This window comes from Microcoleus sp. AT8-B5, from assembly GCF_036705565.1.
In the GTDB taxonomy this organism is placed as follows: Bacteria; Cyanobacteriota; Cyanobacteriia; order Cyanobacteriales; family Microcoleaceae; genus Microcoleus.
The window spans coordinates 1-24,721 of sequence record NZ_JAUBUY010000007.1; the positions used below are offsets into that span (position 1 = coordinate 1).

A 24,721-nucleotide genomic window follows, 5' to 3' on the forward strand; every position below is an offset into this window, starting at 1 on the left:
GATGCGCTCGTACTGTATCCATAACCAGGATTACATCACCCAGGAGCCGTGTGCGGTGAAAGTCGCAAGCACGGTTTGTGCGGTTCGTTTCTATGAAACTAGCCTGTATGGGTTAGGGGATTAGAGCCTTTACGCCGCCTTGGGTGCAAGCCCTAAAAGATAGTAAAGGTAACTTCAGTTGAGTGTGAGTGCGTCAAACTCAAATTTGACAAGTCTTACCCGCTAGGAATGGCGTGATGCCAAAACTGCCCACATGGATAGAGAACAAACTCTAAAAATGAAGCTGGGGACAGAACGAGAATAACAAACCTGAGATGGGAGCAACTCGTATAGGTAAGTAGTCAAGGTTAAACATTAGTTGAACTCTCGGAAAAAGCGTCTGAGCGTGAACGACCGAAATCAAGGTCGAACAACGACACAACATAACACTTCAAGTGTGAAAATACCCGCATTATTTTGAACTGGATAAATGCAATTCTGGGAAATCGTGGGCGAAATGAGAGAACCTAAAACTACAAAATAACTCAACAGAGGAACGAATAAAACTGCTCTTTCAACCTTCAATTTTAGAAGATTAACTTTTCAAATTGTGGACTCCTTAAATAAGGGTTAGCGGGTAGAGTTGGTAAGATGTACTCAAAAATTCAAGAAATAAGGACTCTGGGAAAACTGGGTACGGTTTACATAGAAAATGTTCATTCAGGCGTAGAGAATGTTATGGCAACGGAGTTAAATCCAGTTGATAAATGGAAATCAATTCCTTGGCGCAAGCTGCGGAAAATTGTGTTTCGCCTACAAGTGAGAATATTCAAGGCTCAGAAGAACGGTAACGTGTTCCTAGTGCGTAAGCTTCAGAAACTTTTATTAAGCTCCAGAGCAGCGAAATTGCTTGCTGTTCGGCAAGTGACACAGTTAAATACTGGACGGAAAACCGCAGGGGTGGACGGAAAGAAAGCCCTCGAACCCTCACAAAGACTGGCACTATTTGAAGTGTTAGTTAAGAACTGGAAGCAATGGAAACATCAGCCCCTAAAGCGAGTGTACATACCCAAAGTAGACGGAACTAAAAGAGGACTAGGAATCCCGACCATTAGCGACAGAGCATATCAATGTCTCATCAAATATGCCTTGGAACCAGTAGCAGAAGCTACGTTCAACGCTCATTCTTATGGGTTTAGACCTAGCAGAAGCTGCCATGATATTCAGAGACAATTATTCAATAATCTCAACTCTAGCAGTAATGGGTTAGAAAAAAGAATTTTGGAATTGGATATTGAAAAATGTTTCGACAAGATTGACCACAAATTCTTAATGCAATCAGTCCAACTACCAAAGGCAGCAAAACAAGGGGTATTTCGGGCAATAAAAGCTGGAGTCAGAGGAGAATTTCCTTCATCAGAATCCGGTACGCCCCAAGGTGGAGTTTTCAGCCCATTACTAGCAAATATAGTCCTTCACGGATTAGAGAACGTTGGTCATGAGGTCAGATTAAAAATCAGAAATGGTGGCAGATATATAGACACTATTACTGGATTTCGTTATGCGGATGACGTTGTGTTTATTCTGAAACCAGAAGACGACCCTGAACCCCTCCGAGGACACATTGATAAATTCTTGGAAACAAGAGGATTAAAAGTTAAAGAAGCCAAAACCAAAGTCGTACATAGTACAGATGGTTTCGACTTCCTTGGGTGGAACTTCTCAGTTAAACCTGTCGGGTAAATTCATTTCAACACCAAGTCAAAAAGCTACAATTAGCATTAAGGCAAAAGTTAAAGAAGTGATAAAAGATAGTCGTTTCACTCTCGAACATCGCATCAACAAGTGTGGTTCGGTAGTAAGAGGGTGGAGAAATTACCATAGATTCTGCGATATGAGTCAACACAACCTGTGGTCACTGCGCTATTGGTTATGGAAATTCATTCGGAAACAAGGAAGATACAATCGTTATCAAACCAATAAGGTTATAAAAAGAGCAATTCCTGCAGTTAGTTGGTCAGCCTGCAAGTTTGTCATTGTCAAGGGAGATAAATCACCCTATGATGGCGATTTTGTTTACTGGTCAAAACGAGAGAATGCTCACTACGATGGGATAACGGCACGACTTCTCAAGAAACAGAATCACAAATGTACAGAATGTAATCTATCGTTCATTTCAGGTGATATTGCAGAATTACACCATATCGACGGCAACCATGACAATTGGAAACCTATAAATTTGGAAGTTCTACATCGTGAATGTCACCAGCATCAGACCGTTCATGGTCAGGTGAGAGTCCGAACAGCGGGTTAAACCCGACTTATTAGGTGTCAGACTAGGAGCCGGATGCAGTGAAAGCTGCACGTCCGCGTTCTGAACCAGAGGTGTCCCGTGGTAACACAGGCATCGACTCTAATTGTAGGAGAGATGGTGGGGGACACCCTACCATCGACTCTCTAACAGCATCGGAATTATTCCTCTCTGTATTCTCTCCCTCTGCGTTCTCTGCGCCCTCTGCGGTTAAATCATTCCGATACAACCGGAAACGATATGACTTGGGTGAAAATACTGATATTTGTCTGAGTGTGTCCGTTTAACCACCCCATATTTTGCAATCCACCGGGTTTGAGTGGATGTGATGCGTAACTTTTATAAGTAGGAGGATGTGGTGAGGCGGAGATTTTATACAATAACTAATGGCAGACTCATCTGATGCGTTAAAGTCGGCTATTGAGTTCTCCCTAAAAATAAAATGGCCCCACCGCTGAAGGGCTGTAGGGCGCAAGGACAGTTAAACGCTAACTTGATTGTCGGGAAATTTAGCATCAATGATACTCTGCTATGTGACGATTTTACGATCGTCCATTCACTAATCAACTCTCCCGTATCAAAAAATGTAACCCAGCACCGATCGAATTCAACCTGTCCTATTCTAAAAACAATACCTCATGCATTCTGACTAGCAGCTCCCTAAAGCTGCTTTTTTATTGCGATGAGTTTTTGGCTGCGGGACTTGCGGGTTCTTGGCAATAACATTTTGAGCAACAGTCGCTACACTTCAATACTGCCCTAGGGGTTTTCAGTTCCACTCCAGGTTTGTCGGTAATGGGTAATTAGTAATTGGGAATTAGTAACGCGCAACCGGGAATCGGCAATTGAGAAGCTTTACCTCACGAGGCTGGAAAACTGCTATGATTACGGCGCGGAACGGGGAATTAATCCGGGGGTGGGGGATTGAAAAAAAATAAGCTGTATTTATTGATGGGCGATCTGATAGTTTTCGGCTAAATATCCATTGCGAGTTATAGAATTTGGTTGGATGAATTTCCCGTTCCGAATTAAGAGAATACGAGCCTGCCTGTTTTTGCCCAAAACTCGATCGCTCCGCCCAACCCCACACCTGTTAAAGAAATGGTAGCTAATACCGCAAAAGCCCGCCAATTTTTCCAACCAGATATTTGAATATCGAGTCTTGCCAAAGCTCCGGCTGAAATCAAGAGTAAACAAGTAGCAAAAAGGTGCATCCAAGCAATAATTACTACTGCTACAAAAGCTCCTAAAATTATAGAAATAAAAGCACCCATATCACTCGAAAACCACCGCAAAATTAATGCTTTTATGTCTTTCAACGGGAACGAGAAGGCGGCAGTCAACACTAGAATTGAAGCTATGGCTAGAAACCAAGTCAGGTGCGGGGGAACATCAAACTCAGATAATTTCCAGCCAAAAGTGAAATAAGTAACAAAAAGTAGAGTTAGGGAAACCCAAGAGTTTTTTTTCATCCAATGGCACAATTAGGAGAACCAGGCAAAAAAAAAGATGATGCTCCCGATGAGTTTGTACAGGGCTTAGAGGTTAGTAGAAATAGCTTGCACCGGACAAGTAGGGATGCACTGCTCGCAAACGATACAGCGCGATCGAGCAAAACTTAGTTTAAAGCTTTCTGGGTCAAGGGTCAAGGCTTCTGTCGGGCAAACCCCCGTACATAAACCGCAGTCAACGCAGATATCTTCGTCTATAAGTATTTCCCGACTGGCTAGGGAAACGCCGATATTTTGCGATCGCATCCAGTCGATCGCGGCTTCTAGTTGGTCGATGTCCCCTGATAACTCTAGCACCAGTTTGCCCACCTGATTCGGAGCCACCTGAGCGCGGATAATGTTGGCTGCAACATTAAAATCCTTTGCCAGTCGATAGGTGACAGGCATTTGGATCGATCGTTGGGGAAACGTCAGTGTTACCCGTTTTTTCACCCTGCAAGTCCTCGGTAATTTACAAACAATCTTTGTTATCTTCTGTTTTAGCGCACTTAATCTAATTACTGCCTTTAGCACAAATTTTTATGAAATGGGTCTGATTATCTCAAAATGTGGTATAATCTGAATCTATTATTTAAAATAAAAACATAGAAATCAAAGCGCAATTTATTTTATGACCCAGAATTCGCCCAAGTCAACGGTCGCCCCCGTCGCCAAAAATCCCGAAACAAAAGTCGCCACGCGCCTCAGAAACTTATTGATCGTGTTAACAGCGATCGCCCTTTCAATATCCATCTTCTTCGGGCTGCAAACCCAAACGCCGTCAAGCAGTCTCACCGACATGGCAAAAGCTTCAACGCCATTAGAAACAGCTTTGGTAAATGGCAAACCGACACTCATGGAATTTTATGCTAATTGGTGCGGTAGCTGTCAGGCAATGGCTAAGGATCTGAGCGAAATCAAACAGAAATACGCCGAACCGATGAATTTTGTGATGCTGAATGTAGATAATGACAAATGGCTGCCCGAAATCACAAAATATCGAGTAGATGGCATTCCGCACTTTGTCTATTTGAACGATAAAGGCAGCGCCGTTGCTGAAACGATGGGCGAAATGCCGCGCAGTATTATGGAAGCTAACTTAGAAGCTTTAATTGCAGGAAAACCTCTGCCACACGCCCAAGCAGGCGGTCAAGTTTCTAATTTTACTCCCCCCACAGGGCCTGTGAAAACAAGTAGCTCCGACCCCCGCGCCCACGGCTCTCAAGTACAGTAAATGAAGGAAGTTCGGCAACGGATTCTGTAACGGATGTAACGGATGTCAGGAAGAAGGAAGAAGGAAGAAGGAATAAAGAAGAGGGAAAAGGGAAGAAGACTTTAGGAACAGGCAAGATTCCTGTTCCACAAGAAAGTTTATTTGTTGTGGAACAGGCATCTTGCCTGTTCCTGATGGCGATAAGTTAGAGAGATTCAAAAGCCCCTTGCAATTTCTGCCAATCTGCGTTGTGGGCGATCGACTACCTCTAAAGAAATATTCACAAAAACTTTTGGGAATATTTATTAAGATTTATTATACTCCTCGTAAGGTGCGTCAGTAGATATTCTCTCACCGCCTAGAAAAATTCAAGACTGACGCACCCTACTAGAATTAGTCTGAATGACGGGGCCGACTCTTCAATCTAAAATCTAAAATCTAAAATCTAAAATCGAATGACTCCTGACAAAACCGGATTCAGTATTAGCGCGACCGCGATTCGTCGCCACATCGGCACCCTCATGCTGACACTTGCTATCATAATCGTGGGCCTTTTCTACATCACCCAACTGCCCGTTGACTTGCTACCCTCCATCACCTATCCCCGCATCGGCGTGCGCTTGAACGCCCCAGGCGTATCCCCAGAAGTAGCAATAGACGAAGTTACTCGCCCCCTCGAACAAGGGCTGTCCGCCACTGAAGGCGTCATGCAAGTTTTCTCCCGCACTCGCGAAGGACAAGTCAGCGTCGATTTATTCTTCAGACCGGGGGGAAACATCGACCAGGCCCTCAACGACGCCACCGCCGCTGTCAACCGCATCCGCAACCGACTTCCCGATACAGTTGAATCGCCCACTCTCTTTAAAGTTGACCCTTCCCAGCAGCCGATTTACGAATTTGCCCTCACTTCCGACTCCCTGCAAGGAGTAGATTTGCGCGTATTTGCTGACGAAGAATTATCCAGAGAACTAAACGTAATTCCTGGAATCGCAGCAATTGACGTGGCCGGCGGCGTGCAAGAAGAAATTCAAGTAAATATTGACTTAAATCGCTTGCAATCTTTAGGTGTCAGTATTTCTGACGTTTTATCAGCGCTCGAATCCCGGAACCTGGACACTTCCGGCGGGCGGCTGCGGCAAGAAGCAGCAGAACCTTTAACCCGCACCGTCGGGCGATTTCAGAACGCGAAAGAAATTCAGGCAATTTCTTTTCAAGCATCGGGTTCCAATCCGCCAAAACGAGTTTTTCTGCGCGATTTTGCTCAGGTAATTGACGGTACAGAAGAAGAGCGAGTTAAAGTATTTCTCAATCAGAAATCAGCCGTAAAAATTAGCATTCAAAAGCAGCCAGACGCGAATACAATTTCAGTTGTAGATGGCATCAAAAAGCGGCTAGAAGAATTAAAAACATCCGGGGCAATTCCCGAAGGTACGACTATCGTTACTACTTTTGATGAGTCTAAATTTATCCGCGATTCTATTAGTAACGTCGTATTTTCTGGTTTAACCGGGGCTGTTTTAGCGGGGGCATCTGTATTGCTTTTCCTCGCTTCACTTCGCCAAACTTTGATTATTGTCCTGGCAATTCCCCTCGCAACTTTAATGGCGATTATCCTGATGGGAGTTTTTGGCCTATCTCTGAACGTTTTCAGTTTGGGTGGTTTGGCGCTGGGTGTGGGAATTGTGGTCGATAACTCGATCGTCATGCTGGAGAATATTGTCGAAGGAACCAGCAATGCAAACAGTGCCAACGGCAAGCAGCGTTTAAGTAACAAGCAGTTGATTCAGCAAGCAGAAAAAAGCAGCCAAGAATTAGAATCAGCTTTATTTGCTTCCACCATCACTAACTTAGTTGCCGTACTGCCATTTTTGCTCATCGGCGGCTTAGTTTCCTTACTTTTCAACGAATTAATTCTCACCATCACCTTTTCCGTCGCCGCCTCTCTGATTGTCGGATTGACAGTTGTACCGATGATGGCTTCTCGACTGCTAGCGCTGCGGGTATCCAGCGGTTTGAGCAACTTTTGGCCGCTGCGCGCATTCGATCGAGCTTTTACCAATGCTACCGCCGGCTACGGGAAATTTTTATCGGGAGTAGTGCGGTGGCGGTTGATTATCATTGCAGTAGCGATTATTGGATTGGGTGGCGGCAGTTGGCTGATGGCTGGTCAAATTCCCCAGGAAATATTGCCCAGAATTAATACCGGTCAAGCGAGATTGTTTGCTTTGTTTCCTGCAGGCACAAATTTGGCAACCAACCAAAAAATCATGGCAGAAGCTGATAAAATTATCCTCAGCCAACCAGAAACTCAATACACTTTGACGACGGTGGGCGGGCTGTTATTCGGCAACAATACGGTTGAGAATTTGCTGCGCGGCGGCTGCAACATTACGCTGAAACCGGGCACCAATACATTGGATTTTGTGCAGCGAGTTACGCAAGAATTGAATAAAATTGATTTGCCAAAAAACACTCGTTTGCGCCTGATTCCAGAAAATGTGCGGGGTTTGGTTTTAACTAATTCGCCAGTGCGGGGCGCTGAAGTAGATGTCCTGCTTCAGGGCGAAAATGAACAAATATTGCAGCAAACTGGCCGCGAGATATTGGCAACTTTGGATCAAAAGGTAAAATTAGCTCGTTTTCGCCCGGATGGAGACCCGCAGCAAACGGAAGTGCAGATTCGCCCCAACTGGGAACAAGCGGAAGTCTACGGGTTGAATGCGAGGCAAATTGGAGAGGCGATTCAGACAGCAATTCAAGGTTCTGTTCCCACGCAATTGCAGCGGGGAAACCGTTTGGTTGATGTGCGGGTACAGTTCGATCGCGATTCTGTCCAATCGGTTTCGGAACTAAAATTTATTCCTTTAACTGCTAGGGATAACAGCATTATCCGCTTGAGCGATGTGGCGAATATTGAACTGGGAAAAGCGCCGGGGGAAATTCAAAGGCTTAACCAGCGCCAAGTTTTCTTGATTGCGGGGAATATTAATAAGGGCGCGAGTTTGGGCGATGCTTTGAAACAAGTGGATGCAGTTTTGTCAGAAATAAAATTGCCGCAAGGAGTGCGAGTCATACCGAGTTCGGCGGCGGAAACCAACCGGGAATTGCAAAGTTCGCTGATTGTTTTGGGTTCTTTGGCGGCGTTTTTGGTATTTGTGGTAATGGCGGTGCAGTACAATTCGCTTGTCGATCCGCTGGTGATTATGTTAACGGTGCCCCTGGCTTTGGCTGGGGGGATTTTCGGGTTGTATGCGACTAAAACTCCGATCGGCGCAACGGTGATTGTGGGGGCGATTTTGCTGGTGGGAATTGTGGTAAATAATGCGATTATTATGGTGGAGTTGGCGAACCAAATTGGGGAAGATGAAAAGGTCGATCGCGCCACAGCAATTCTCAGGGCCGCACCTCAGCGCTTGCGTCCGATTTTGATGACAACTATTACTACAGTTTTGGGTTTATTCCCCCTAGCTTTGGGCATTGGCGACGGTTCGGAATTCTTGCAACCGCTGGGTGTGGTGGTGTTTTCCGGTTTGTCGCTGGCGACGCTGCTGACGCTGTTTATTATTCCGTGTTTTTACATTTTGCTGCACGATTTATTTGGTATGTTTGCAGGGAATAAGAAACCGCAGGCGGTTGCTATTCCTGTGCAGAAGGTGGGGAGAAAGACTCCGAATTTGTAATAATTTAGTGCCAGCAAATACGCGCTTTTCCCACAATCCGACAGGGAATGAATTCCCTGCCTCATAGCGAAAGTCGGTTAAAACCGACTGTAGATTTTGACGGGAAGTGCGATCGATTTTAGTCCTCTTTCAGAGGACTTTTGCTATGAGACAGGGAATTCATTCCCTGTCGGACTGTCGGTTAAAACCGACTGTAGATTTTGAGGAAAAATACGATCTATTTCAGTCCTCTTTCAGAGGACTTTCGCTATGAGACAGGGAATTCATTCCCTGTCGGACTGTCGGACTTACCAACAATACTGGTACGGCATTTGATGTTAAGTTGACGCGCCGATAATTAGTCGGTAAGGTGCGTCAGTAAACAGTCTCTGACTCCCCAAAGAAATTCCCGACTGACGCACCCTACGATAAATGCTGCAAGATTTCAGTTAAAATAGAGCTTATTTACGCTGAAATATCTTTATGCTGATTTTACCAAAACATGAAAGACAAATTGACTGGGGTATCTTAGCCATAAATCAACGCACTGATTCCGATTGGACTATTGCGACAAGTTGCGATAGCAAAAAAGTCACTTTAGTCGATCGCAACTTGTCCCCAAAATACGAATACCAGCTTCCCGACGAAATTAGCTGTTTAGCCATCAGTCCCAAAGGAGATTTGCTGGCAGCAATTATGGCAAATGGCAATCATTTAGCAATTGTGACAGCAGAAAACCAGCTAGTTTTTGAAGAACAGCTACCTCACCCTCCTGTTAAGTTTTCGTATAACAAAAATGGATTTCAGGACTGCTGGTTTGATGCAGACGGCGTGCGTTTTTGGTGCATGAAATTAATTGAAGGCGGGGAAGTCGAGATTCAAATTCGCGATACCAATTCGTGGCAAATTCAACGACAACTTTTGCTCGAAGACCCTTTTTGCTGGAGTTCCTTCTCGTTTCACCCGCACCCCGAAAATCAAATTTTAGCTCTTTGGGCTGCCGCAGGTCAGGACGGACAGCAAATCTACTGGCTTTATGACGATGGTACGGAAATTCACGCCGTGGAGGTTCCATGTCCCGATGACACAGGGCCTCCAGAATTTCATCCTGCTGGTGGCGAATTTGTGGTTGTACACGATTGCGATCGACAAATCAGCCGATTCAGTTTTCCTGACTGCAATCTACTTGGAATATGCGAATGCCCTTGTCCTGATTCGGATGACTGGTTTAGGTACTCTATGTGCTACCTATCAGACGATCGCCTTCTAATTGACACCGTTGAAGGGAGAATGTATTTAATCGATATTGACAAAATGGAAATGTTAGATGAACTGATTTTAAGCGGTCATGAACCGCGTCCTTCTCAAGAACTTTATCCTAATCTTAATGAGGAAGAAGGGCTTTGCAGCGACTTGGACTGCTTTTATAGATTTGATTCAGATAGGATTCTTTCGGTTCACTCACAACTGCCGAGTCAAAAGCCTGAGTCTAAACAGAAGACATTAGTTATCTTCGGCGGAAAAGAGCTGTTTGGTTCGCTGGCGGAGGTACAACAATCCGCACCATACAGTAAATTATTCATTCAATCTTTAGGCATTTCTTAATGATTTTCAATACAAAACGCTTCTTGTGCCGTGTTAGCTTTTCACTCGCTTTCCCACAATCCGACAGGGGTTGAAACCCCTGCCTCATAGCGAAAGTCGGTTAAAACCGACTGTAGATTTTGACGGGAAGTGCGAGGGATTTTAGTCCTCTTGAGCGAGGACTTGAGCTATGAGACAGGGAATTCATTCCCTGTCGGAGTGTCGGATTTACCAACAATACCGCTACTGCATTTGATGTTAAGTTGACGCGCCGATAATTAGTCGGTAAGGTGCGTCAGTAAACAGTCTCTGACTCCCCAAAGAAATTCCAGACTGACGCACCCTACGATAAATGCTGCAAAATTTCAGTTAAAATAGAGCTTATTTACGCTGAAATATCTTTATGCTAATTTTACCAAAAAATGAAATACAAATTGACTGGTCGTTCTCACACATAAATCAACCCATTAATTCCGAGTGGGCGACCATTGTCAGTGGCGATCGCAAAAAAGTCACTTTAGTCGATCGCAACTTGTCGCCAAAATACGAATACCAGCTTCCCGACGAAATTAGCTGTTTAGCCATTAGTCCCAAAGGCGATTTGCTGGCAGCAATTATGGCAAATGGCAATCATTTAGCAATTATGACAGCAGAAAACCAGCTAGTTTTTGAAGAACAGCTACCTAACCCTCCTGTTAAGTTTTCGTATAACAAAAATGGATTTCAGGACTGCTGGTTTGATGCAGACGGCGTGCGTTTTTGGTGTATCAAATTAATTGAAGGCGAGGAAGTCGAGATTCAAATTCGCGATACTAATTCATGGCATATCCAGCGAAATATTAGGCTCAAAGACCCTTTTTATGGCCGTGGATTCTGGTTTCAACGACACCCAGAAAATCAAATTTTAGCTGTTTGGACTACCGATGGTCAGGGCGAATCGCAAATCTATTGGCTTTATGATGATGGTATGACAATTCATGCCGTAGAGGTTCTCTGTGCCGATGATTACATGGGGCCTCCAGAATTTCACCCTGCTGGTGGCGAATTTATAATAGTACATGATTGCGGCCGAAAAATCAGCCGATTCAGTTTTCCTGACCGCAATCTACTGGGAATATGCGAATGGTCTTGGCCTGGGCTGAGTGACGGTTTTGGTAGCTATATGTGCTACCTTTCAGACGATCGCATTCTAGTTAATACTGATGAAGGGCTCATGTATCTAATCGATATTAACAAAATGGAAATATCAGAGGAACTAATTTTAATCGGTCACGAACCGCGTCCTTATCAAGAACTTTACCCTAATCTCAAGGATCTTAAAGAACAGCTTTGCGGCGACCTAAAATATTTCTATCGTTTTGATTCAGATAGCATTCTGTCCGTTCATTCACAAATCCTGACTCAAGAACCTGACTCTAAACAGAAGACATTAGTTATCTTCGGGGGAAAAGAGTTGTTTGGTTCCCTGGCGAAGGTACAAGAATCCGCACCCTACAGTAAATTATTCATTCAATCTTTAGGCATTTCTTAAGGATTTCCAATACAAAACGCTTCTTGTGCCGTGTTAGCTTTTCACTCGCTTTCCCACAATCCGACAGGGGTTGAAACCCCTGCCTCATAGCGAAAGTCGGTTAAAACCGACTGTAGAGTTTGACGGAAAGTGCGAGGGATTTCAGTCCTCTTTCAGAGGACTTTAGCTATGAGACAGGGAATGAATTCCCTGTCGGACTGTCGCTTAAAACTGAGATATTGCACCATTCTCAATTAGACGTAGGGGCGGGTTCGCCAACAGCCTTAAAGCTTGCAAATAGGTTCTATAAACCCGCCCGACCCCACGAAAAATCCTCTTATTGATATTGCTGCAAGATGTCGGTTAAAACCGACTGTAGAGTTTGACGGAAAGTGCGATCGATTTCAGTCCTCTTTGAGAGGACTTTTGCTATGAGACAGGGAATTCATTCCCTGTCGGAATGTCGGACTTACCAACAATACCGCTACTGCATCTGATGTGAAGTTGACGCGGCAAGAATTAGTGGGTAAGGTGCGTCAGTAAAAATTCTATGACTCCCAAAAGAAATTCCAGACTGACGCACCCTACGAGAATTAGTGTGTTTGACATCCGAAAGTCTTTGTGTTACACTCGTACTACATAACAAACTTGCAAAACCAACTTAAACAAAAATGCCCTACGAAAAATTAGACATATCAGCCCCAAAACCAGTATTATCTTGGGCAAATCACGCCCTGGGCGAAAAAGAAACCAAGATGACCGCAAACGTAGCATCTTTGCCCTTTGTATTCAAACACGTCGCACTAATGCCCGACGTACATTTAGGAAAAGGTGCTTTAGTCGGTTCAGTAATTGCCACAAAAGAAGCGATTATTCCGGCGGCTGTGGGCGTCGATGTGGGTTGCGGTATGTCTGCGATAAAAATGCCATTCAAAGCCAACAAACTAGAAGGCAAACTCAAACAAATTCGCCTCGATATCGAAGCAGCAATTCCAGTCGGATTTTCGGAAAACAAAGAAGTAGAAACAACTGTCACCAACTGGCAAGGATGGGGTGAATTTAAGGAACTTCATCAAGGTGTGCAGCATCAAAACAATAAAGCCTTAAAACAAATGGGTTCCCTCGGCGGCAGCAATCATTTTATTGAGGTTTGCGTTGATACTGAAAACTTTGTTTGGCTGATGCTGCATTCCGGTTCTCGCGGCATTGGAAATTTGCTCGCACAGCAGCATATCGAAACTGCTAAAGATTTAGCTAAACTGGCAGAAATTAATCTGCCTGACAAAGATTTGGCTTATTTTGTGGCGGGTACGCGGGAGTTTGCGGCTTACTGGCACGATTTACAGTGGGCGCAAGATTATGCTCGTTTTAATCGCGATGTAATGATGAATCGGTTTAAGCGAATTGTGGAAAAACACGTCGCGGGCGGCAAATCTGTTAAGCCGTTATTAGAGGTGAATTGCCACCACAATTACGCGGAAAAAGAGGTGCATTTTGGGGAAGATGTGTATGTGACTCGCAAGGGTGCTGTGCGCGCGGATGTTGAGGATTATGGAATTATTCCGGGTTCAATGGGGGCAAAATCTTTTATTGTTAAGGGGAAGGGAAATGCTGAGAGTTACTGTAGTTGCAGTCACGGTGCGGGGCGGTTGATGTCTCGCACTCAAGCGAAGAATGTATTCACTCTCGATGATTTTGTGCGGCAGACTGACGGGGTTGAGTGCCGCAAAGATGAGCAATTTTTAGATGAAATTCCGGGGGCTTATAAGCCGATTGATGAGGTGATGAGTCAGCAGTCGGATTTGGTGGAAGTTGTGGCGACTTTGAAGCAGGTGGTTTGTGTCAAGGGGTGACAGAAACTGGTTTATTTGTACTTCATATCGTTTCCGGTTGTATCGGAATGATTTAACCGCAGAGGGCGCAGAGAACGCAGAGGGAGAGAATACAGAGAGGAATAATTCCGATGCTACCGGATTTGATATCACTTACCTGGAAAGTGCTTTATGGGAAGAGGGGGGAAATCAAGCCGCTGCTGATTTCCCCCCTCTTTACAAACGCTTTGTTTTCTGAAGCTTTTTCTCTAACACACCATTTGTCTCGACTCAATTTCTAGCAAGCGCAGCAGTGTTTCATCGCCCTTGGCTTTGGCTGCTTGCTTTCTACGATCGAGAATATTGCAAAGATTCGCTTGGTGCACTTGCGCCACTTCCACAACTGTTGGGTAATAATCCACCCTCGCTGAGGCGCTAGCTGCTGCGACATCACGATCGCCAGCTTGAGCATCTCGCTTTTTGGTATGGTTTGGGCCGCCGTATTTTCTGGGGTTGGGAATGTGTCTCGGATACCGATAGTTCCAGTTTTGACCCCGGTATTTGCCCGCGACTTCCCCTTCGATCATATCGACTGTCGGAATGTCGTACTCGTAGTTTGAACCGCGATAAGTGAGTTTCATATTTTTTGATCCTTATATTTATCGAGATAAAAAGGGCAATCAGGTCAGCGTTGGTTTTCTTCGCTAAAACATTTTTAGTTTCTGTATTCAATTATACTGTTTTTTTAGATAAATCGCTTTTTTTTACAAAAATTAATATTTTGAGGGGGAGACGGCAAGAAAAAACCCGCCGCAGCGGGTTTAATCCAGTTTCATAAAGTAGCGCTAGATATTACCCCCCCAACCCCCCCTCCCGCGGGGGGGCTAAGACTTCATCCATAGCACATCTTTAGAAAAATGGTATTAATCCAGTTTTTGACTGCTTCGAGCAGCCCCGGAGCGAAACTACTTCGGTTCCGAATAACTAGCCGACTGTCACCTGATCGGTTTGCACGTTTGTGGCACCTTCTTCAGCAGAGGCGATCGCCACCAACTTGTCGAGAATTTCCTGACTGGGAACTTGACCTTTGAGAACAACCGTGCTGCTGAGCTGAGCAACCCAAACAGTCTCGATATCAGCAACTTCTGCATCGCTGTCAAAAGCTAAAGCAACCCGCTTCGCGAGGCCACTTTCGTCAAAATTTCCGTCTGGGCCGACTTTAGCAGGAGCGATGGATTGCGCTTGTGCTGCTTGCTGTACTACTTGTGCCATCGGTTCAGCCTGGGGTGCAGGCTTTTCGAGTCCGAACAGTCTTTTAAACCAACCCATAGTATTTGAGTCTCCTGAAAATACACTTTTTACACAATAGCTCTAGAAGTCCAAAAGACTCGTAATTGTTGCAAAACTCAGCGAAATTTATCAAAATGTTTTCCGGTAGACTTTCACAATCTCAAATCTCCCATGATATGCAGATGTTAATTTTGCTATTTTATGTCTAGGATGCTACGCCTTGGATTGCAGACCAGTAGTCGAAATAGTTCCCACTTTTACCTTGAACAAACTGCACAGCGCGCCGGAATACATTCCCGGTTTGTTTAACTACTGGGGACATCTTGTGCTGGTCATCGAACTGTGTCCACGGATACAAGGGACGCTAAACCCGCGCTTAATTGGGGGTAGCCCTGCATATACGCTGTCAATCTAATTCTTAACTTTTTAGATAATATTCTTCTGCTTCTGACCAATTGAGTTTAAGCAAGGAATCATCTCCCCATGTCAGCTTGAGACTCGGCTTAATGGCTTCCACGCCCAAAGCGCTAATAATTTGCGCTGCGACAGCTTTCGCCAATAGCGGCGGTACAGAATTTCCGACTTGGCGAAAACCGTGCCATTTTGTGACATGAAATCTAAACCAGTCAGGATAGGAATGCAGTCGCGCAGCTTCTCTGACTGTAATGCACCGAGGGGCGATCGGGTGAATCGGTCTCGGCGAAGTATAAGCCCCCCTAGCCCTGTCGGTTCCGGCCCTGAGAGTGTTGCAAACTCCGTCGGGGTGAAGCTTGTAAAAACGGCTGATCGGCTCTTTTTCGCCGCGTTTTGCCGCCTGAAACCTTTCTATACATTCCTGAGAATGTTTAGTTCGCAAACTACAAGAGAGGATTTGTCGATCGTACTCGCGATCGTAGGAATAATCATCATCCAAACCATCAATTCCGCGCATTATACTCGCATAAGTGCTGCACTTTCCGTACTCTGCCATTACCCAATCTCGGTGCAGCAACTCGCTGTAGTTTTCCACTTCCGGCAAATCTCCAATCGCATCCCAAACAGTCGGAACAGCAGGTAAATTAATTTTTTTATAGCGTTTAGGAATTTTAATTTTGGGCAATATAGTAGTTTGCTGAGGGTATTTGGGTAGCTCATAACCTGCTTTGCACCCAATCAAAAACAATCGTTTGCGAGCTTGCGGCACTCCATAGTTAACAGCGTTGAGAACTTGATAATTTTCTTCTACTTTATAGCCACGTTTCAGAAAAGAGCTAATTAAAACATTCAGGAGTTCTTTGTGTTCTCCTGATGCAATTCCCGGTACATTTTCCATTACAAAAAACTTGGGTTTTAGCTCCAAAACTAAGCGCTGAAAGTGAAAAATTAGAGAATTTCGTGGATCGTCCACATCGCGCTTGCCCATCATCGAGAATCCTTGACAGGGCGAACCGCTGATTACTACGTCTATCTCGCGCCCCCCGATCGCCGATTTTTTCCGAATTTCCGAGCCCGTAAGCTGTGTGACATCTTTACACAGAATAGAACACAGCGGGAAATTAAACTCGTGTGTGGCGCAGTGAATAGGGTCAATTTCGACTGAGGCAAGTACGTCAAAACCTGCTTGTTCAAAGCCCAGAGTCATGCCGCCCGCACCTGCAAATAAATCAACAGCGATCGGTCGCTTTTTCCGATTGCTTGGCATAACATTTCAATAAAAAAGTTGCTTTAATAGAAATTAAGGAAATCAACAGCGTTTCTGGTAATAAATCGTGAATTTGTCCACGAGCCAGCCACAAAGGAACCGGGTTTATACATAACTTTTAAATACAAAAAATGCTTTAAGAAGCTGTATTTAATTTGACATTTTTCATTATTTCCGCAGCCGCCCGATCGCACACGCCCACATCTCCGAGACTTTCCCGCATTTCCCGATAACCCGCCAAAGTTTGCTGGCGCCGATCGGCATTTTGCAGCAATTCCAATGCGTGATGCACTATATTTTCCGCAGTCGCCTCGTCTTGCAGCAACTCCGGGACGATCGGCTTCATTTGCACCAAATTGGGCGGAGACATAAAAGGAATCGAAAATTTCAGCACGTGGCGAAAAATCCAAGCCGTAATTGGACTGACGCGATAGAGGACAACTTGCGGAACATCCAGCAAAGCCAGCTCCAGATTAACAGTACCAGATTTAGTAATCGCCAGATCGGCAGCAGCCAAGATTTCCAGAGTTTGATTTTCTAACAGAGTAGCCCGCAAACCGTAATTCTCGATCGCCTGTTCAATTTTGTGGCGAAAAGCGTTATTAGCAAGCGGAATCCAAAAATGAACTTCCGGCAATTTAGCTTGAATAATTTGAGCTGCCTCAAATATAACCGGCATCAGGTACTTGAGTTCTTGGTGTCTAGAAGCGGGAATTAGGGCGATCGACACCTGTTCCGGTCCAATTCCCAAAGTTTTGCGGGCAACTTCCCGGCTGGGCGCAGATTGCATTCTATCCACCAAAGGATGACCAACCCAACTCACTTCGGCTCCTTTTTCTCGATAATAACAAGCTTCCTCTGGGAAAATTGCCAAAAGTTGGTCGCAAATATTGACAATCAGATCAGTATTGCGAGGAGAAATCGACCAAACCCATTCTTGAGGTGCGATGTACCAAACCACGGGCAAATCAGGCAAACAGCGGCGGATGTAGCTGCCAATACCGAGATTAGGAGTCAAATAATCAATCAATACAACAGCATCGGGGCGAAAGTTTTTGAGATATTGTTTAGCTTTTTGTTGAACTTTGATCGTTGGCCAAATATACGGCACTGATTCTATCAAACCCATAGAACCAATGCCCACAGTATCGCCTAAAATAGTAGCCCCAGCTTCTGCCATACGAGGGCCGCCCAATCCGGTTATTTCTAACTCCAAACCAGCGGCGACAGCGTAACGTTTTAAGGCTGCAACTAACAAAGCTCCTTGCAAATCGCCCGAAACCTCACCAGTGCTGATAAAAATTTTCATATTTTGACTTTATACAGGTGAGATGTTTGCTAATAACTCGGTAACAGCATCATATTGATCGAGCATATTAGCACAGCGTAGCAGTAATTCTAAGTCCAGAGCGGGAAGGAATGTACTCCGGGAAATCTGCTCATAATTTTCACCTGTTAAGTAATAGAGAGATAACTGACTATTTTGCCAAAACCAAACTTCCCGAACACCCAATCTTTTGTAGAATTCTAGAGTATTTATCCCGCCACTGGTAATTACTACTTCAATAGCAATATCTGGGACTATTTTTTGGGTTCCTATATCATAGGAATCATCCGGCTCTTTTCTACCGCCTAATTCTCTGTTACCCAGAGTCGGGCCGCCCTTGCCGTAAAATCTAATCCCATTTGCTCTCATATATGCCTCTAGCAGCATACAGAGAGTTTTCTTGATTATTTCGTGTTCGGGCGAGACAGTCATAATTTGCAGTATTTTATCGAGATAGAAAAATTTCACACCTCTGACATCTTTAAAAGCTGCTTCTATCGCTTCAAATTGCTCCCAACTAACATCTGAGAACCTGATGCAGCCATCTGGTTCTGTTTCAGGGGATGTAGATTTGACAGAAGTATATACATTCATAGGGCAACAGTCGCTTAGTTCATAGGTTTATTCTACCTCATTCACTTTTTGCCAGGAATCAAACCGCGTCGCCCTTTGGTTATAGACTGCTGCATAAATCTCCGCAGGTGCTGCAAGTGGGCGTTTTCTGGCAACAAATCCAACTGTTCCAAAGCTCGATCGAGAGTGTAGCCAGAACGGTATAGAATACGAAAAGTTTTCTTCAAAAGTAGCAAATCTTCTTGGGTAAAACCGGCGCGTTCGAGGCCTATTTTGTTGATTGCTCGCACTCTCGAAGGATTTCCCTCGACTAGCATATAAGGAGGCACATCTCGATCGATCCTGCTCAAGCCGCCCACCATAGACAAACGGCCGATTTGGACAAACTGATGAACCCCCAAAACACCGCTCAAGCGGGCTTGAGACTCGATTTTAACGTGTCCGGCTAAGGCTACAGCATTAGCGATAATTACTCGATCGGCGATCGCGCAATTGTGTCCCACATGAACATAAGCCATCAATAGATTATGATTGCCAATAGTCGTGCTTTCCCCCGCTCCAGTAGCGCGGTTAATTGTCACGTATTCCCGAATGAGATTGTTGTCGCCAATTTTCACCCTAGTTAGAGAACCCTCATATTTCAAATCTTGAGGTTCCAAACCAATCGCCGCACCGGGGAAAATTTGATTGCGAGCGCCTATTTCTGTTAGCCCGTCGATAATTGCATGAGCGCCAATCTTAGTCTCCGGCCCTATTTTCACTCTTTCCCCAATTACAGCATAAGCTCCCACTTCTACAGTCGGGTGAAGTTCAGCGCGGGGATGAATCACAGCAGTTGGGTGAATCAAAGTAAGCATTTTTTATTAGTCAGTTTTCAGTTTTCAGTTTTCAGTTTTCATACAAAATCAAGCTTAAATACCCCGTTTATTTCTTAGTCCGCGGCGGACTTCGTTTGTGTAGTAGCGATTGCAATCGCCGAATCATCAAGGAGTAACAAACCAGGATTTAGTATCAGTAGTCAATTGTCAATTGTCAATTGTCAGTGGTTATCAGGAATATAGAGAAATCCCCAAATAACACATAACCAATCACCAATCACCAATCACCAATCACCAATCACCAACTTAATCTACCATCGAAAACGTCAATTCTCCTTCACAAACTTTTTGTCCGTCTACTTCAGCCAGAGCCTGCATTTTTGCGAAGCGGCGGCGTTTTACCCACAGCAATTCTACAGTCATCAGCAACTGATCGCCCGGTACAACCTGACGACGGAACTTGACTCGATCAATTCCGGTAAACATCCACAATCCTTGCTTGATATCGGGCAACTGAGCCAGAACAATACCGCCAACTTGAGCCATCGCTTCGACAATTAATACTCCAGGCATAATCGGCCGTCCGGGGAAATGCCCTTGAAAATGCGGTTCGTTAAAAGTCACATTTTTAATTCCTACAGCCTTCTCGGACGGCACGTAATCAACAATCTTGTCAACCAGTGCAAAAGGATAGCGATGAGGCAATAATTTCTGAACTTCTTCGAGAGTAAAAGTAGATTTAACCGCTGGAGAATCTTCACCGTTTTTGGTGGGGACGGATTCAGAATTAGCAGTATTGAGGGTGTTAACTTCAGTCAGCGTAGACATTTCTTGAAGAATTTTGAGTGTGGTATGGCAGAAGGCAGAAGGCAGAAGGAAGATGTAATCTTAACAGAAGATCGCCTGTTTTTTCCTAACTTTTATCTAGCGTAGCTAGAGCTTGGGAGTTCAGGGCTTGGGCGAGTTGGACGTGCAGGTTGTGACTGGCTTTGTAAGCCAAGTAGTGAGCTTTTGGCCAAGTTCCGAGCAGACTGAGGTCGCCTACTAAGTCTAGGATTTTATGGCGCACTGGTTCGTTGGCAAATCTCAAAGGCGGGTTGAGCCAGCCGGATCGATCGCAAACTAGGGCGTTTTCTAGGGTACCACCTTTGATCAAACCAGCTTGTCGCAATTGGTCAACTTGGCGAGCAAGTCCAAAAGTGCGGGCTGGGGCGATCGCCGTCGCAAAACTTTCTGCCTCTGGCGACCAACTGTACCATTGATTGCCGATCGCCTGTTCCTCAAAATCAATTCCGTAACTAAATCGAGTTTCGGCTGAGGGTAAAGCTGCTGCAAAAGCATCCCCGTGGCGCACCCAAATTGGCTCACTAACGACAAAGGAGGAAGTGGGGTATTGCTTAGATTCTTGAGGAACTAAGCCGGTATGGGCGATCGCCTCTACCCAAACCAGAGCCGAACCGTCCAGCAGCGGCACTTCCGGCCCATCAACCTCAATTCGAGCATTATCCGCTCCCATCCCCGCCAAAGCGGCTAATAGATGCTCTACAGTGCGAATTTGAGCATCGATACCTGCCAGTTCCGTTGAAAGTGCAGTCTGGCAAACCGCCTCAATTTTTGCAGGAATTCTCGGAGCACCAGGCAAGTCAATTCTGACAAAATAGCGACCTTCCCCAACCTCTGCAGGCAAAACTCGGACGCGAGTTTGTTCGCCGCTGTGCAAACCGATTCCCGACAGTTCAAATTCAGATTTTAAGGTACGTTCAATAGTCATTAGTTAGTAGTCAGTAGTCATTAGTTAGTAGTCAGTAGTTAGTAGTCAACTGTCAACAGTCAACTGCCAACTGTCAACAGTCAACTGCCAACTGCCAACTGCCAACTGCCAACTGTCAACTTAGAATCGCTCACCAATTCCAAAGTGAATTTGATTGTCGCCAGTGTCGTTGATACCGTAATCGATCCGGATCGGCCCTAAAGGAGATTGAACCCGCACGCCGATGCCGTAACCGTAACCGCTACCGGGCTTTTCGCGGATACCTGCCGGGTCGCCTGGGACATCTTTGCCCGTGCCCAAGTCAGTGCCAGCATCCAAAAATAGCGCTCCGCCGATAAACGAAATAATCGGGAAACGGTACTCAACGCTGGCCTCTAGGAAGCTGCGGCCGGCTCCCATGTCGCCTTCGTCGTATCCGCGCACCGAGTTGGCGCCGCCCAAGGCAAAGGCTTCGTAGGGAGGCAAATCTCCGAATACGGTGCCGCCCCTAAAACTGAATGCCAGGGTTTGAGGGCCGGCGGTAAAGTTAGTGTACTTGACTGGTAGGTACAAGCTGTAGCTGGCCCGCAGGCGGTTTAACAGGATGCTGCCGGAACCTACAGGAATCGATTGTTCCATCCCAAATCTGAGCAGGGAACCGCTAGTGGGGCGGAGGGGGTCGTTGCGCCGATCGCGTACAACACCTGCTTGCAAAGTTGTCAAGTCATCCGAACCCGAATCGCTAAAACTCAACAGGTTGCCGAGTTCGTCCTCGGATTCGCGCCGGCCTTTGCGATCGGTAATTGAGACTCGCTGGTACTGCAAGCCTACTGAAGCTGTCCACTCAGAATCGGCAAAAGGATTCCGATCCAGGGGACGGGTGAAATTGATACCGGCACCAGTACGATTGATGCGGGGTCGATCGTCGTTGGGCAATCTGACTTCCCGTTCGCCGCCGTCAAAAATCACGCTGATCGATCGTCTTCTAAACGCATTAATCGTATAAGAAGTCCGGTAAGGATCGCCCGCAATCCAGGGATCTGTAAAACTCAAGTCAAACAGATTTTGGCGTTCCCCGATTTGTACTTCAGCCCCCAATTTCTGGTTCCTACCTCTCAAGTTTTGCTGCTGGTAACTCAGCGTACCGAACAAACCCGTCGCGGAACTCAAACCTGCACCAGCCGCCAGAGAACCGGTATTTTTCTCAATGACGTTGACAATTACTCTTGCCTTGCGGGGGTCAGTCGTTCCCGGTTCCAAGGCAAGTCGCACGTCTTCAAAAATTCCCAAACCAAACACCCGTCTCAAATCTCTTTCCGCCTTGGTGCGGTTAAAGATGTCTCCGGGCTTGAGTTCTACTTCGCGGGTGATGACAAACTGACGGGTGTTGCCTCCGATCGGCTGACCCGTCGCATCTGTTGCCTCTCCCTCCTTGTTCAGGAAGCGGACATCAACGGATTCGATCTGGCCTTCTGCCACTACCAGGGTGACAGTGCCGTCGTCTGCTACTTGCGGGGCATCAGTGATTTGGCCCAAAACATAGCCGTTCTCTTGATACCACGCATTAATTTTTTTCACTCCCTCTTCAAAGCGGCGGAGGTTGAGAATTTTGCCGTATTGATCGCGGAAGCTTTCGTCAATTACGCTTTGGGGCAGCACTTGCTGACCGGTGATTGTCACTCCCTGCAGCACCGGATTTGGCTGCACAATAAAAGTCACCCGGACGCCCAACGGGGTGTCTTCCGGTACTGCCCGCACGTTTCTAAAAAAGCCCGTGGCAAAAATGGCGTTGATGTCTTGTTGCAGTTGGCTGCGGTTGGTTGTGCGTCCCGGTTGGGTGCTGATGACTCGGTAAATTTCGGTTTCCAAGTCTTCCGTCGCGCCGGTGACTGTAACTTCTGCTACTAGCACTTGCGGTTCTGCCGCCCCGGCGGGTGCAGGGGCTTGTCTCGGCTGCGGTGCCCGGCCAGGGGGCAATGGAGGAACGGTGTTAGTCGGCGGTCCCGTCGGGGCCGGTATTGTCGGAACTTGGGCGTTTTGAGCGATCGCCTCGGATTCATCTGGTTTCCCTAGCTCTGCTGCGATCCAGGCGGGCGTTACCGCCGCTTCCGATGGGGGGAGCGAGCTTTCCTGTTGCGCCTCTGGCAGGGCGTTTTGGCTGCTAGAGGCGGGGGAAGGGTTGGATGCTAGCTCGGGTTTGAGTTCAAGGATCGGAGGTGAAACCGGGGATGGCGGGTCTGTGACTTGGTTTGGGGGTTCGCGGTCGTTCCCTCCTCTGGCAGGGGCCTCCGCTATTTTTAGGGCTTCCCCTTTGCTGGTTTTAGCGGCTTTAGGGTTTTGAGGAGGGTTTGGGGTTAATTCTGGAAGGGGGCGATCGGGTAATTCGATCGACGGGGCGGGCCCGGCGGCAGTCAAAGCTTCCTCTGCTGATTCAGAGTAGGATGTTTGGCCGGAAGCAGAATTTGATAACCCGAATGTTGCTGAGGCAGTAAAAACTGCCACCAATACAGCAGATAAACGCATTTTTGTTCACTTTTTTGGAATCCACACACCACATTAGTCATTAGTCATTAGTCATTAGTCATTAGTTATTAAGTCGGTTGAATTTCGCGCTGATCGCTAATTGATGACTGTTGACCGCTGATTGCTGACATCGAAAGCAGAAGGGTAACAAACTGTGCAATTCTAGCGCATTACCAAGGCCTCTAGACTTTCTGAGCGAGAACGCGTTGGAGAACTTGCTGGTAAGCGGTTTCTACCGATCCTAAGTCGCGGCGGAATCGGTCTTTGTCCATAACACGGGCGTCGGGGTCGGCTTCTGCATTGTCCCAGAGGCGGCAGGTGTCGGGACTGATTTCGTCGGCGAGGATCAGATTTTGATGTTGGTCGATACCGAATTCTAGTTTGAAGTCTACCAGGGTGATGCCGCACTGGCTGAAAAATTCTTTGAGTATTTCGTTAATTTCGCGGGCGGCGATTTCTAGTTGGTCTACTTGTTCGGGGGTGGCTAGCTGCATTAGCAGCAGCCTGTCGCGGGTCAGCAGCGGGTCTCCCAAATCGTCGTTTTTGTAATAAAACTCGACCAGCGGCGGATTGACAATTGTGCCGAGGGCGAGTCCGGTTTGCTTGCAAAGACTGCCGGCGGCAATGTTTCTGACTACGACTTCCAAGGGCAAGATTTGGACGCGACAGACTCGCATTTGGTTGGGGGCCGGGGTGTCGATGAAGTGGGTGGGAATGCCTTTGGCTTCTAGCATCCGAAACAGGTGGGCGGATACGGCGCAGTTGATTTCGCCTTTGCCGACGATGCTGCCGCGTTTCTGGGCGTTAAAGGCTGTGGCGTCGTCTTTGAAGTGGGTCAGCAAAATTTCGCTGTCTTCGGTGGAGTAGAGGATTTTGGCTTTGCCTTCGTAGAGTTTGCGATCGGCTGACATGGCGATTAATAATAATGTAGATGAGTTTTAGATTTTACCGTAGCTCGATCGGGTGTTATTGGCGAGTTTTTGGATCTCCGCTGCACCGCTCATCCTCTGACAAGCGAATTTCTTCATGTGGTACCCGCCACGTGATTTATCCGTGGAATCCATCCCAAATCTCAAATCTCAAATCCTCAAGCCCCCGCATTTATCCGTCGGGTCAATCCAAAATCTCAAATCTCAAATCCAAAATCGAATGACGGGCAAGTACGCCTGCAGGTAGATACTGTCATCGACCCCGGCATAAAT

At 46.2% G+C, this 24,721-nt stretch carries 19 protein-coding genes; 7 read left to right on the plus strand and 12 right to left on the minus strand.

What is annotated here, in order from left to right:
• Nucleotides 1–630 precede the first annotated feature (630 nt).
• Nucleotides 631–1,722 (plus strand): reverse transcriptase domain-containing protein, encoded by a 1,092-nt coding sequence (locus QUB39_RS06960; protein ID WP_333208283.1) that lies wholly within the window; start codon nt 631–633, stop codon nt 1,720–1,722.
• Nucleotides 1,673–2,293, plus strand: coding sequence for a group II intron maturase-specific domain-containing protein (locus QUB39_RS06965; RefSeq protein WP_333208284.1), 621 nt, complete (start codon nt 1,673–1,675; stop codon nt 2,291–2,293). The genes QUB39_RS06960 and QUB39_RS06965 overlap by 50 nt, the downstream gene beginning before the upstream one ends.
• Nucleotides 2,294–3,318: 1,025 nt before the next feature.
• Here QUB39_RS06965 and QUB39_RS06970 read toward each other — a convergent pair.
• Entirely contained in the window at nt 3,319–3,762 is a 444-nt protein-coding gene (locus QUB39_RS06970; RefSeq protein WP_333058561.1) for a hypothetical protein, read from the minus strand.
• A 66-nt stretch (nt 3,763–3,828) separates the two neighbouring features.
• Nucleotides 3,829–4,233, minus strand: coding sequence for an NIL domain-containing protein (locus tag QUB39_RS06975; protein WP_190741019.1), 405 nt, complete (start codon nt 4,231–4,233; stop codon nt 3,829–3,831).
• 178 nt (nt 4,234–4,411) lie between these two features.
• Between QUB39_RS06975 and QUB39_RS06980 the strand changes: the two genes are divergently transcribed.
• The 5 genes from QUB39_RS06980 to QUB39_RS07000 all read left to right on the plus strand — a co-directional run bounded on the left by QUB39_RS06980 (nt 4,412) and on the right by QUB39_RS07000 (nt 13,599).
• Entirely contained in the window at nt 4,412–5,014 is a 603-nt protein-coding gene (locus QUB39_RS06980; protein WP_333058562.1) for a thioredoxin family protein, read from the plus strand.
• 434 nt (nt 5,015–5,448) lie between these two features.
• Nucleotides 5,449–8,673 carry an efflux RND transporter permease subunit gene (locus QUB39_RS06985; RefSeq protein WP_333208285.1) on the plus strand — a complete coding sequence of 1,075 codons (3,225 nt, stop codon included), beginning with the start codon at nt 5,449–5,451 and terminating at the stop codon, nt 8,671–8,673.
• A 462-nt stretch (nt 8,674–9,135) separates the two neighbouring features.
• The gene (locus tag QUB39_RS06990; RefSeq protein ID WP_333208286.1) at nt 9,136–10,257 is read left to right on the plus strand and encodes a hypothetical protein; all 1,122 of its coding nucleotides are present in this window, start codon (nt 9,136–9,138) and stop codon (nt 10,255–10,257) included.
• A gap of 382 nt (nt 10,258–10,639) precedes the next feature.
• A complete protein-coding gene (locus QUB39_RS06995) occupies nt 10,640–11,767 on the plus strand; it encodes a hypothetical protein (protein ID WP_333208287.1) in 1,128 nt (375 codons plus the stop codon).
• A 650-nt stretch (nt 11,768–12,417) separates the two neighbouring features.
• Nucleotides 12,418–13,599: an RtcB family protein gene (locus tag QUB39_RS07000; RefSeq protein ID WP_333208288.1), complete on the plus strand. Its 1,182-nt coding sequence runs from the start codon at nt 12,418–12,420 to the stop codon at nt 13,597–13,599.
• 227 nt (nt 13,600–13,826) lie between these two features.
• Here the strand turns inward: QUB39_RS07000 and QUB39_RS07005 are convergent, their stop codons facing one another.
• From QUB39_RS07005 to purC, 10 genes are all read right to left on the minus strand, one after another.
• Complete coding sequence (locus QUB39_RS07005) at nt 13,827–14,198, minus strand: DUF4278 domain-containing protein (RefSeq protein ID WP_333208289.1); 372 nt, start codon at nt 14,196–14,198, stop codon at nt 13,827–13,829.
• A gap of 343 nt (nt 14,199–14,541) precedes the next feature.
• Entirely contained in the window at nt 14,542–14,886 is a 345-nt protein-coding gene (locus tag QUB39_RS07010) for a BON domain-containing protein (protein WP_333053154.1), read from the minus strand.
• 379 nt (nt 14,887–15,265) lie between these two features.
• On the minus strand, nt 15,266–16,528 hold the full coding sequence (locus QUB39_RS07015) for a DNA cytosine methyltransferase (protein ID WP_333053155.1): 1,263 nt from the start codon (nt 16,526–16,528) through the stop codon (nt 15,266–15,268).
• Nucleotides 16,529–16,664: 136 nt separating this feature from the next.
• Entirely contained in the window at nt 16,665–17,837 is a 1,173-nt protein-coding gene (lpxB, locus tag QUB39_RS07020; RefSeq protein ID WP_333208290.1) for a lipid-A-disaccharide synthase, read from the minus strand.
• 9 nt (nt 17,838–17,846) lie between these two features.
• On the minus strand, nt 17,847–18,449 hold the full coding sequence (locus QUB39_RS07025; protein ID WP_333208291.1) for a Uma2 family endonuclease: 603 nt from the start codon (nt 18,447–18,449) through the stop codon (nt 17,847–17,849).
• A gap of 41 nt (nt 18,450–18,490) precedes the next feature.
• Nucleotides 18,491–19,285, minus strand: a complete 795-nt coding sequence (lpxA, locus tag QUB39_RS07030) for an acyl-ACP--UDP-N-acetylglucosamine O-acyltransferase (RefSeq protein WP_333208292.1) — start codon at nt 19,283–19,285, stop codon at nt 18,491–18,493.
• A 267-nt stretch (nt 19,286–19,552) separates the two neighbouring features.
• Nucleotides 19,553–20,074 carry a 3-hydroxyacyl-ACP dehydratase FabZ gene (fabZ, locus tag QUB39_RS07035; RefSeq protein WP_333053161.1) on the minus strand — a complete coding sequence of 174 codons (522 nt, stop codon included), beginning with the start codon at nt 20,072–20,074 and terminating at the stop codon, nt 19,553–19,555.
• Between the two features lie 85 nt (nt 20,075–20,159).
• Nucleotides 20,160–21,017, minus strand: coding sequence for a UDP-3-O-acyl-N-acetylglucosamine deacetylase (lpxC, locus tag QUB39_RS07040; protein WP_333053162.1), 858 nt, complete (start codon nt 21,015–21,017; stop codon nt 20,160–20,162).
• 120 nt (nt 21,018–21,137) lie between these two features.
• On the minus strand, nt 21,138–23,519 hold the full coding sequence (locus QUB39_RS07045) for a BamA/TamA family outer membrane protein (RefSeq protein ID WP_333053164.1): 2,382 nt from the start codon (nt 23,517–23,519) through the stop codon (nt 21,138–21,140).
• 182 nt (nt 23,520–23,701) lie between these two features.
• Nucleotides 23,702–24,430, minus strand: a complete 729-nt coding sequence (purC, locus tag QUB39_RS07050; protein WP_333041222.1) for a phosphoribosylaminoimidazolesuccinocarboxamide synthase — start codon at nt 24,428–24,430, stop codon at nt 23,702–23,704.
• Nucleotides 24,431–24,721: the final 291 nt, after the last annotated feature.